Origin of the sequence: Flavobacterium quisquiliarum, assembly GCF_019308285.1 — a bacterium.
Lineage (GTDB): Bacteria > Bacteroidota > Bacteroidia > Flavobacteriales > Flavobacteriaceae > Flavobacterium > Flavobacterium quisquiliarum.
Genome location: NZ_WWEM01000017.1, coordinates 191,076 through 203,873, shown reverse-complemented (window position 1 = coordinate 203,873; position 12,798 = coordinate 191,076). Strand labels below are relative to the sequence as shown.

The 12,798-nt window shown below is 34.4% G+C and carries 5 protein-coding genes; all 5 read right to left on the bottom strand.

Going from position 1 to position 12,798, the window contains the following annotated elements; genetic code table 11:
• Window positions 1–17 precede the first annotated feature (17 nt).
• Entirely contained in the window at window positions 18–3,029 is a 3,012-nt protein-coding gene (locus GSY47_RS07180) for a SusC/RagA family TonB-linked outer membrane protein (RefSeq protein ID WP_179005135.1), read from the bottom strand.
• 279 nt (window positions 3,030–3,308) lie between these two features.
• Complete coding sequence (locus GSY47_RS07175; RefSeq protein WP_179005133.1) at window positions 3,309–5,483, bottom strand: alpha-N-acetylglucosaminidase; 2,175 nt, start codon at window positions 5,481–5,483, stop codon at window positions 3,309–3,311.
• A gap of 480 nt (window positions 5,484–5,963) precedes the next feature.
• Window positions 5,964–7,757: an alkaline phosphatase gene (locus tag GSY47_RS07170; protein ID WP_179005131.1), complete on the bottom strand. Its 1,794-nt coding sequence runs from the start codon at window positions 7,755–7,757 to the stop codon at window positions 5,964–5,966.
• A gap of 263 nt (window positions 7,758–8,020) precedes the next feature.
• The gene (locus GSY47_RS07165) at window positions 8,021–9,763 is read right to left on the bottom strand and encodes a RagB/SusD family nutrient uptake outer membrane protein (protein WP_179005129.1); all 1,743 of its coding nucleotides are present in this window, start codon (window positions 9,761–9,763) and stop codon (window positions 8,021–8,023) included.
• Window positions 9,764–9,779: 16 nt separating this feature from the next.
• Window positions 9,780–12,749: a SusC/RagA family TonB-linked outer membrane protein gene (locus GSY47_RS07160; protein WP_179005127.1), complete on the bottom strand. Its 2,970-nt coding sequence runs from the start codon at window positions 12,747–12,749 to the stop codon at window positions 9,780–9,782.
• Window positions 12,750–12,798: the final 49 nt, after the last annotated feature.

Below are 12,798 nucleotides of genomic sequence, written 5' to 3'. Positions count from 1 at the left end.
ATTTTTAGCTTTAATTTTTAGAAGATCACATTTAAACCAAACATATACGTTCTGGTTTTTGGATAGAAATTATTTGAATCTACACCCGGAGCTGTTCCTCCTTGCTCAACTTCTGGATCAATTCCTGTGTACTTAGTAATAACAAATACATTGTTTATCGTTTGATAAATACGTACACTGCTGATGTACCTGCCGACTCTACCAAAGTTATATCCTAAAGTCATGTTGTCTAATCTTAGGTAACTGCCGTCTTCTATAAAACGATCCGAATACTTGAAAGAGTTTAAGTCATTTGGCGACTCATTTCCAGCATCGACCAATATATTAGTCGTCATTGCAGTACTCGGTCTAAATAAATCGGCACGCGTAGCATTGAAAATTTTGTTACCAAAAACCCCTCTAAAGAAAATACTTAAATCAAATTTTTTGTATTGAAAATTATTTGCCCATCCTAATAATAATTTTGGCTGTGCACTTCCTGCATAGTGATAATCTACTCCAATTTGAGGTGTAGTAGTCAAATCACCGTTTTTGTCATAATACTGAGAAACTCCGTCAGCATTTTTTCCTGCGTATTTAAGTGTGAAGAATTGTCCTAATGGTTTTCCTTCTTTAAAAATCTGTAAAGTACTTCCTGTTTGTCCACCTCCGTCTGGCTGTACACGACGAATTGAATCTCCACCAACAAAGAACGGACTAGTTAATTTCACAATCTCATTTTTGTTATGCGCCAAGTTCAAGTTAGTTGTCCAACTGAAATCTGCTGTTTTAACTGGAGTTGTGCTTAAACTCACCTCAATACCTTTGTTAGACATTGTTCCTCCATTTGCTACAATTGTTCCTACTGGCACTAATACAGGATTCACATTGTAGTTAAAAATCATGTCTGTTGTTTTCTTGTCATACAAGTCAACAGAACCTGTCACTTTTCCTTTCAAGATAGAGAAATCAAGACCAATATTTGATGTAGCCGTTTTTTCCCATTTCAAATCTGGGTTTGCTGCCTGATTTGGACCATAAGCTCCAATCTGTTGTCCATTGTAATAAAAAGTACCTAAACTTCCTGAGATAAATTGCGCTGTGTAAGCATTAAATCCAGAAGAGTTACCTGTTACCCCCCAGCTTCCGCGAAGTTTCAAATCACTAAAGAAGTTTTGGTTCTTCATGAAGTTTTCTTTGTCTAATCTCCAAGCTCCACCTACAGAAGGGAAATATCCCCATTTGTTGTTTTCTCCAAACATAGATCCACCATCTCTTCTGATTGATCCTTGTAAAAGATATTTGTCTTTATAGTTGTAGTTTAAACGTCCAAAATAAGAGATCAAACGTGTTTTCTGATAGGCTTTGCTATCTCCAAAGTTTACCACATAACCGTTAACGGAAGTATAATTACTTAAAGCTAAGTTATTATATCCAACATTATCAACAGGAAAGTTAGTTGTTGTTGCTTGAAAACCGTCTCCTAAAGTATTTTCCTGCCATGAATAACCAGCAACCGCTTTTATTTTATGTTCTCCAAATGTTCTATCCCAACTAAAGAAACTCTCAATAATATTGTTTCTGGTTTCGTAAGAATTTCTCAATGCAGAACCATTTATACCAAAATTCACTAAAGATTTTGTCAAAGGTGGATCTGGGTTGTTGTAGAAGTTGGCACTATTGTATTGCGAATAATAGCTGTCATAAAACTCTCCATGAGATGCCGTTAACCTTTGATGCGCTAAATTTAAATTATAAGTAATTCCGAATGGTAATTTTACTTCTGCAGTTAAGTTCCCAACAAGGTTATCTGTTTTTGTTTCGTCTGTACCGTGTGCAATTAAAGCTACTGGGTTAAAATATCCTGTACTTATGAAATTTTCAAAAAAACTTCCGTCTTCGTTTCTTACTGGCGAAACTGGAAGGTGGCTCGCTGCTTGTAAAAGAACTGTATTACGCTGTGGTACATTTTGATATTTTGTAGTCGAGTTCGTAACATTTAAACCAAATTTAACCTTATCATCAAAAGCAAACTGCTCAACAGATAAACGAGCAATGATACGTGAAAAATCACTTTTCTGCATTACTCCTTCTTTATTAAACGAAGTAATACTTGCTGTATAGTTTCCATGATCTCCGCCACCGCTCATAGACAAGTTATGGCTACTTGATGCTGCACGTCCTGGTCTTAAAATTTCTTTCTGCCAGTCTGTGTTAGCTCCTTTATCATTTTCTGGAGTAAAATTCAAATTGTTTTTAACAGTAAAAGCTCTTAACTGATCTGCATTCATCATGTTTAGGCTGTTTGAAACTTCTTCCCAGCCCACATAACCGTTGTATGCAATTTGTGTTCTTCCTTTACTTCCTTTTTTTGTGGTTACCATGATAACCCCATTTGCAGCACGGTTACCGTAGATTGCAGTTGCCGCCGCATCTTTTAGAACGTCAATTGTAGCAATGTCATCTGGAGCAATTACAGAGATATCTACTCCCGGAATACCATCAATTACATAAAATGGCCCTTGAGAACTATTTAACGTCGATGCTCCACGTAATACTACAGAAGCCGTTTTTGTAGGGTCACCACTTGATGAAATATTTAAACCAGAAACTTTACCTTGTAAAAGCTGTCCAACATCACTGATGGCTCCTCTGTTTAAATCTTCGGCTTTAACCGAAGTTACAGAAGTCGTTAAGTTTTTACGAGATCCTTTTCCATAACCTACTACAACTACCTGCTCTAAACTTGTTGTGGTTGGCTGTAATCGAATTGAATAAGTTGTTTTTGTTCCATCTAATTTTAAAGGCTGATCATCAAATCCCATAAAAGAAAATATAAGTGTGGCGTTTTTGTTTGAAGCCGAAATTTTAAATTTCCCATCAAAATCTGTAGATGCTGTATTCGTTGTACCTTTTTCTAGTACATTGGCTGCTGGCAGTGGAACGCCTTTGTCATCTAAAACTACACCAGACACTTCTGTTTTTTGTGCCCATGTATTCATTGAGAAGCCAAAGCAAAAGGCTAATAATAAAAGTTTAAGTTTTTCCATTGTGAATATTGGTTAATTGGTTAAATAGTACTGACGAAATTAGTGCTAATGAAATGTTAAGAAATGGACAAGTTATTCATAAACATGGATAATTTCAATAAAGTCAGTGGTAATAAGGCTTAGCGAAGTTATTTTTATTTTTTTCTATAATTAAATACTTACTAATAAATCGTTTTCGTGGAAATTTCATTTCATATTTTCATGGTTATTTAGGTTTTGTTTATCAAGAATTAGTTAATTTTTTCTTTATATACGGATTAATCTCAATTAAGTATTAGTTTAATTATTCTCTGTCCATTTTATTTCCCAATTTTTAATTGATTCTCTTTCTTTCGTTTCATCAAATGGAGTATTATTTATTGCTGATTTTTTTAAAGCTTCTAAAAACATTTTCCATCTTGGCCAATAGAATCCTTTATACATTCCCTGCCATGATCTTGAAGCGTAATCATTCAAATGACCTTCTCCGCCCCAAAGCGTAATTAATGTTTTAGCATTTTTTGCATACAGTTTAGAAACCGAAGCTGTACTTCCATAATCTGAAGCCGATTTTACCCACTGTTCTACATTATTTAAAGGCTGTCCTGACATTATCTTATCTGTTTCTAAAACTTGTTTTTCGATCTGTTTAAACAATTGATCTCCTTTTGTAATGTCTTTCTTTTTATATGCCTTAACACACTCCATTAATTCTTCATCAATAGCAAGTGAATTATAATGTCTTGAAACATCAATTAAATCGTATTGAATAAGGTTTGTTTTATTGAACTTTTTAGCTTCTTTGCTTAAAATATCCAAAGCTTCTTTTAGTTTGGTCTTGTCGCCAGGATTCCCTTTAAATTCTGTAATAGTTATTGTTGGTCTTTTAAACAATAAATAAGCTCCAGCCCAATCATTCCACCAGCGTGTTTGCCAATATTTGACATTATAAACAGATTCTAATAATAATTCCCAAGCTTGAAAAACAGATTTTGATGGAGCCTGACCGTATCTTGCATTTAGATATTTAGTCAGCCAGTCATTTACAGGCTGTTCGCCTTTTGTCCATGGAAGATCATAGATGTATTCGTAAACAACCGAATTATTATTTAATCCTTCCGGCATTGCGCCATAACCGACCACATTTCCTTTATGCGGATTTTTCAATAAACTGGTTAATTCATCTTTATAAAAATTTAGATCCCCATAAACTGGATTTGATCCGCCGTAATTATGCACATAACCATAAGTCCATTGTTTACCATAAAAAGCTTCCTGATTGTCCCATACCTTATATCTATCATTAGCATAATCCTGAACCATTACTTTCTCATTTGGCACTTTGCTTAAAAATGCGCTTGTTGCTTCTTTTGTCCAGAATTCTTTGTTGTCGCCAAAAAGCCATCCCTGCATTACCCAAACTGCGCCTGGAGCTGCTTCGTTTATAGTTTCATAAACAGCGCTTCCATAATTAGAAAGTTCTTCATATTTATTATGTTCGGTAACAGGAGGTTCAATTTCGTTGAAAGAATCGGCTAAATAGAAATTAGACTTTCCATACATTTTAGTATAGATTTCAATAAAACGTTTCCCAATTTGTTTGAATAGAGGATCTTTAGAATCTAACAGAAAAGTACTTGCAAAACCGCCTCCTGACCAAGATTTCAATTCGGTTATTTTGGCTTCAGGATGTTTTTCGGCGAAAGCCTTAGGCACATATCCGCTAAAAGCTGGTACAACAGGATGCATGTCCAGCGCTCTCATTCTTTCTAAAATTTTCTTTTGAAGCGCTTCTTTTTTAACAAACCATTCTTGCGGCAAAGGACCTTCCAAACTATTGATATTTCCCATTCGCTGCCAAGGCAGATAGGCCGGCCCTGCAAAATGAGATTCTAACTGAGAATTCGTCAAACCATATTCTTTCCATAATTCCTGCCATACTGCTTCCTGACCTTCCATTGCTGTTGGAAGATTGATTCCGTGTAATGCCATCCAGTCGATTTCTTGTTCCCAGCGTTTCCAGTCCCACCACGGAGTGGTATAACCGAAAGTACAAGCATTTAAATATTCTCTATATTCAAATGGCGTGTCTCCTTTTTTGGAATATTTTGGCCACGTTTTAGGCAGATTAACTCTGTTTCCTTCCCAGCTTACTAAAACAGCACCAATATCTCTTAAAAAATTATAGGCTGCATAACAAACTGCGGTATTGTTTGATGCTTTTATTTTTACCTTATTATTAGCTGTTTCAATTTCAAACCAATCCGATTTGTTATTGTTTTGATTTTCAGCAATGCTTAATTCAAACTCATTGGCACGATTTCCTACTAATCGTTCAATTACGCTGAAAGCACTTTTTGTTTTTTCATCAACTTGACAATGTGCTTTAAAAGAACCCAAAAACAACAGCATAAAAGCCATTACCGCCATTTTTAAGGAATCGTTCTTTTCAATTTTAAAATTCTCACTTTTCATATAAATAACCTATTATTAAATTGTCTTAACTCATTTTAGCCTAACAAAAACAAGGGAGATTAAATTATTTATTAATCTCCCAACTCAAATAAAAACCTAACAAAAATTTATTACTAATAATTAACAAACTTAATTCAAGATTCAGAACGAAGAATGGAGTTCTGAACCGAAAATAAAATTACACTTATTGCTTTTTATTAAGATGGATTAATCAGTCAAAAATATAGACAGATTCTTTGTGTAGTTATCGCCTTTGTTATCGCTAACAGCTGAAATTATTCTTTTTTTATGGCTAAAAGAAAACTTGCATGACAATGCTTAAATAATTATGATTGATACTTATATAAATATCCAGACAATATTTCAATTGAAATTTGATCTAATAATAAAAGCCTGCCATTGTTTAGTAAAAAACACTGACAGGCAAGATTGAACATTTGGGGGTTGTTCGTGATGCTATTATTATTTTGGGATTCTTTTTTACTTCAAGACTGAAAGTATTTTATGGAATACTTCGTTGTTTTCATAAACGCCCTGGAAATCATTTGAATGCGGTCCGTAAGAAAAAACAGGAACCATAGTAGCAGTGTGATCTATAGTAATAAAATCACCTTCCACTTTATGCTGTTTTACATTTCCCTGTGGAATGGCAAAACCAGAAGTTTCATGATCCGCCGTAACGATAACCAATGTTCCTTCGTTTTTATCTGCAAATAGTAAAGCCTGAGTAATGGCTGTATCAAAATCTATGGTTTCAGCTACGATTCCTGCGGCATTATTAACATGACCAAAACTGTCGATCTGTGCACCTTCTACCATTAGAAAGAAAGGTTTGTTCTTTTTGTTTAAAAATTCCAAACTGTATTTTACGGCATCGGCCAATACTTCTCCTCTTCCTTCTAAAACAGACGGAACTCTATGCTGCGAAATAAAAACACCTACTGCATCATTATTCTCGGCCTGCATTTCCTGTACCGTATTCAATAATTTGAATTTAGGAGCCAATGCTATATTTTTAAAAGTAGAAGCGCCACCTCCAACAAATAAATTCAATTTGCTTTTTAATAAATCCTGCGCTATTATTTCTGTATTCGATCTTTCTTCGGTATGAGCATAGAAAGCCGCTGGTGTTGCTCCTGTAACTTCATCTGTTGTAATAATTCCTGTAGAGAAATTTCGCTTTTGCAATACTTCTAAAATATTTGGAATTGGTTTGCGCAGACTATCCGTTCCAATTGCTCTGTTATTTGTTTTCTGACCTGTTGCCAATGCCGTTCCTGCAGCAGCAGAATCGGTTGTAAAATCATCTGCCGATTGTGTTTTTATGAAACCGATGCTTTTCATCTGTGTTACAGACAAAGCACCATTATTAGTCAAAACAGCTGAAGAAATTTGTGATAAACCATTTCCGTCCCCAATTAAAAGAATCACATTTTTTACAGGAGTCTCCTTTTGATCTGTTTTATATGTTGGAACATACACTTTAGAAGAATTGCTTGCTGTAACCAATCTTTTTGGTAAAGCCTGCAGATACTGAACACAATTATAAGGTGAATCGGTATTAATGATATCAACTCTTAATTCTAAAAAGGCTTTCCATGCTGTTTTAGTGTCTGGACAACCCCAAAAACGAAATGGTTTGTTATTTGCTTTTGCTTTAGTGATTACTGATTTTACTTTATTGTAATCGTCATGCGTTAATCTTCCTAAACCATTCCAAACTGAATATTTTTTAAAATCTACACTGATCATAGCGACTTTTTCCCAATTTTCTTTTGAAATCGTTTTGTCTATTTCCTGAAAATCAAACCAGATAAAATCTGGGTATTTTTTATACGTTTCTGCGTCTGGTCTGTTTCCAGATATAACGATTTTAATATCCTTATTTTTTGTGATGGCCTCATATTTTTTAAGAACAGAAATAAGCTTATCTAAAGTAGCTATCGCTTCTGTTTTAATGTCAATCAGTAAAACTAATTTATGCTCTTTTTTATAATTCATTTTTAGAGCCGTTTCTAACGGTTTTAAATACAAATCTTCTAAAGTTCTTGTCGCAGAAATTCCTTTTTGATCATGAGAGACATATAACATATTATCTTTCAAAAAAATATCGGCTTCTATTGATGATGCTCCATTCGCGTATGCATTCCAAAAAGGAACGGCTTGTTCATAATCGTTATGAGAATGTACTGTAACTAAGTTCTGAGAATATAACTGATCACCTGCTCCCCAGAAAAACAGGGACAGCCAGATGAATAAAAATGATGTTTTCATTTGGAATAAATTGATGGATTTTGAATGAACAAAATGGCTGGTAGTAGATTGGTAGGGGCAAAAAAGGTCTGTCAACTGAAATTATCAGCCGAAACAAATACTTAAAAAATAAAATTGGGATTAAAAAAAACAGGGCGTTTTCTTAAAAGGTTCAAAAACTACCCTGTTTTTAACAACTAACACAAAAAGACTGCCTATTTTACAATAGCGTACGATAGAAAATCGGCAGTCTTCAATTCAACGTATAAAAAAACAAACTTAAACTAGTAACCTTTATTCTGTACTAAATAACCAGGAGTATTAGATGCTCCATCAATTGATACCTGTGGAATTGGGAACAATCTCTTGTTTACATCTGCATCTGATTTTTCAGTCCATTTATCTTCAAAATGGCTGAAACGGATTTGAGTATTTCTTCTTAAACCTTCCCAGTAAAATTCGAAACCGTATTCTCTGTACAAAATATCTAAGTTAATTGCAGGAAGCGCTGCAGGAATTGGAGTACGAGCCGTTCTTGAAGTTCTAACTGTATTCATATCTGCTAATGCTCCAGCGTTATCTCCTTTTCTTAATTTAGCTTCAGCACGCATCATAAAAATTTCTGCATATCTAAGCAATACCATGTCTACACTACTGTATGTATTTCCGTCAGGAGAAGTGTGGCTAAATTGATATTTCGATACTCTATATCCAGAATAGTGCATACTTCCTTCTTTAGTGAAATCAACTTTTTCTGTAAGGTTTACATATCCAACTCTTAGATCAGGACCATTTCCTTTAATTTGTTTAACTGGATAAATTCTGTATCCACCATCACATTTATAGAATGCTCCATTATTGTCTTTTCTTGCAGCCCATGGAATACCTCTCATAATTCCTCTATCTATTTCAAAATCTTCCGCTTTAACGCAGTAGTAGTGGTTTTCATCATTTAATGGAGATAATCCTGTAAGATCTTTTAAGTTATCCGGAACTTTTGCATTGTTTTTATAAAATCTTGAATCAGCATCGGCTGGATCTACAGTACCATAAGCACTTACCCATGTTTGATAAAAATCTGAAGTAATAGCAGGACCGTCTGTACCATCTGCATTGATTGACTCAGGTCTTGGGAACATAGATCCTGGAATTGACCAATATGCCCAACGGTTGTGCTCATCAGCTAAAACTCCACGCTGATCTATTGAAAAGATAACTTCTTTGTTTTTGTCATTGCTGTCATCAAATAAGTCAAAATACTCAGGAGAAAAACTGTATTTACCAGAGTTAATAATGTTATCTGTATATTTGATAACCTTATCCATATCTGCAGGAGTAAATGAAGGCACACCATAAGGATCACGATATACTGCTGCATTTAAATTTAGTCTCGCAAGAAGTCCCCAAACTGCAGCTTGAGTCATTCGTCCTGGACCTTTATCTGTATTAATTACATCAGCAACAGAAAGTAATTCATTTTCAATGTATGTTACAGCATCTTGTCCACGAAGGATTTCAGAAATACTAGCCGATGACTCTTTTTTAAATACAAGTCCCCAGCTGTCTAATGTCTGCATATTTAAATAAGCTCTCAAGGCTTTCATTTCATAAAGAGCTCCTTGTGCTTCTGTATTGCCTCCTTCTGCAAGAGGAGTTAATACTTCAATAGCAGATAATGTTCTAGAAATATTTTTAGTAAGAGCATTCCAAGTACTTGTCACCAAGTCATTAGTAGATGTTGTAGTATGCGCATGTACTGCTAAATATTTACCTCCATCATACCAATCTGTTCCTCCTCTGTAAGGTAAAATACCTTCATCACTGGCAATTAACTGTAAACCAAAATTATTTGTATGGTACCATGTTGCCTTTAATTGTCCATAAGCTGGAGCAACAGCACCACTGATTGCTTCTGCTTGTCCTGCACCATTTAAGGATTCGTCAAGGATCTTTTCTTCTAAGTCAGTACAGCTCCAGGTAAACAATATACCTAATGCAAGAGCAGCTATTATTATTTTATTTTTCATGTTTTTTTATTTTTGATTAAAATGCTACGTTTAAGCCAAATACAATGGTTCTCGCTCTTGGGTAACTGAAATAATCAATACCGAAAGACTGAATTTCACCCACAGAAGTTCCAGTATTAATTTCAGGATCATAACCACTGTATTTTGTGATTACAAATAAGTTCTGACCTGTTACAGAAAGACGAATGTTGTCCATTACATCACCAAGTCCAACTAATTTTGGGCTTAAATTATATCCTAAACTCGCATTATTTAATCTTAAGAAACTTCCATCTTCTAAGTATCTTGTAGAAACTGTGTTTGAGTTTGTTCTTGCTTCATCTAGATATTGTGAAGCTCTGTCTGTTGTATTAAAATTGTTTGCTAAATTTCCTCTATTGAATGAAGTCATCGCAACGTGGTTGTAAATTTTATTTCCGGCTGCACCATTAAAATTAGCAACGAAATCAAAATTCTTGTATTTTAAATTCAAGTAAAAAGCATAGATATAATCTGGCAATGCGCTTCCTGCAACAATACGATCATTGTCAAGGATAGAACCATCTCCATTTATATCTGCAAACTGATTTTGACCATCAGGACGAATTCCTGTAAAATCAAGCATGTAGAAAGAACCAATTGAGTGTCCGTTTAAAACTCCATTGATTGTTGCTCCAGTTTGCCCGCCTCCTTGTGCCGCTCCTGTTGTTAAAACTTGATAAGGAGAATTTACTACTTTATTTTTTGTAAAAGATATATTTCCTCCAATGCTATAAGAGAAGTCTTTACTTTTATCACTGCTGTAATCTAAAGCAACTTCAATACCGTTGTTTTGGATTTCCATATCAGGAATGTTTGTCCAATATTTTGATGCAGGCTGAATAGGGTCTACAGGAGCAACTTCTAACAAAATATTATCTGAAACTTTGTTAAAATAATCAACTGTACCTGATAGTCTATTATTGAATAGACTAAAATCTAAACCAACGTTTGTTTGTGTTGAAACTTCCCATTGAAGATTTGGATTTGCTAAACGAGTATAGATTGAACCATAAGGATAACTAGCTAAATCTGTATCGCTTGGATCTAATGGATAAGTATCATAACCGCTGTTACTTTCTTTATAACTTGTTTTTGTAATTTTTGAAGGAATCTCTTGAACACCTGTCTTACCCCAGCTCGCTCTTAATTTCAAGTTGTTCAGTGTTTCAGATTCTTTTAAGAAATCTTCTTTCGTAATATTCCAACCTAATGCTACAGATGGAAAATATCCGTATCTGTTGTTTTTACCAAATTTAGAAGAACCATCTGCACGCATAGTTGCAGTCAATAAATATTTATTGTCATATCCATAGTTTAATCTTCCAAAGAAAGACTGAAGTTCATTTTCTACTGCTGATGATGACTTGGTTCTAAGCTCAGCTGCTGCTCCAATTTGATTTTTAGGCTCTACACCATTATCTGGAAATCCTTTAAAATCATAATTCTTCTGATTCACTTGTATTTTCTGGTAAGACTGACCAGCTAAAACCGTAAAATTATGTTTCTTAACATTGAAGTTATACGTCAAAGTGTTTTCGTATAAAACGTTATTATTATTCGTAACAATGTTGTTTAAAGTACTTTCAGTTGTATTAGTAGCCGAAGTATATGGTAAAACTTGAATGTCTCTTTCAGACATAGAATAATCAACTCCAAGATTAAATTTATACGTTAATCCTTTTATAAATTCGTATGATGGACTAATGTTCGCAAGAATACGATTGTTGTTCGTTTCATCAGAATAAATTCTCTGCTTGATTAACGGATTTACAGCATCGTTACTTAAGTTAACATTTGGCTGTCCGTTAACATATACTGCATCAGTAGGATTCAATGTCAACATATTTCCAACAACTTCTCTCGCATCTGGTCTTGAATTTTCAAGTTTAGTTGCTGTCAAGTTAAAGGCAATATTAAGTTTATCGTTTAATCCTTTTTGATTTAAATTCAAACGTCCTGAATAACGTTTTAAATCACTATTTTGAAAAATACCTTCCTGATTATCCATACCCACAGAAGCTGCGTAAGTAGATTTTTCAGTTCCGCCGCTCATCGATAAATTAACGTTTTGAGAAACTCCAGTTCTTGTTAATTCATCCTGCCAGTCTGTATTTGCTCCTCCATCTTTTAAAGTTCCGTCTACAGCAACAACTTGTTTTCTAAATTCATCTGCACTAAAAACATCTACTTTATTTGCTAAAGAAGAAAAACCAGTAGTCATAGAAAGGTTAATTTTTGACTGTCCTTTTGAACCTTTTTTAGTTGTAATTACTATAACTCCATTCGCAGCTCTAGAACCATAAATAGCCGCAGCAGATGCATCTTTAAGAACATCAATGCTCTCGATATCCTGTGGATTGATAAAGTTTAAAGGATTTGTAGCAACACCATTAGTAGAATTGTCAAGAACAAATCCGTCTACTACATAAAGAGGTGTTGTTCCAGAACGTAAACTTCCAACTCCACGAATAATAATATCTTGATTAGCTCCTGGCTCACCACTAGCAGCCATTACATTAACTCCGGCAACTTTACCTTGAATTAATTGCCCTGCATTGGCAACAACTCCTTTGTTGAAATTTTCATTTTTTACAGAACCAATAGCACCCGTTACATCAGATCTCTTTTGAGAACCGTAACCAACCACTACTACTTCATTTAAAGTACTTACCTCTTCTGCTAAAGAAACAGTCAGTTTTTGAGTACCTGAAAAAGAAACTTCTTTTGTTTTAAATCCAACATAAGAAAAAACCAAAACACCTTCATTTTGTTGTGCTTTAATTTTGAAATTTCCATCAAAATCTGTTGTAACTGCTCCTTTTGGTTCTCCTTTAATATAAACAGAGACACCAGGAACTGGTACTTTTTCAACATCAGAAACTACAATTCCTGATACATTTATCTGCCCATAGGAGTATGACATACATCCGAAGGCAAGAATTAGCAATGCATAAATTTTTTTCATTTAAATTACTTTTTTTGTTTTGCCAAAAGTATTTTAACGATTCCTCCAA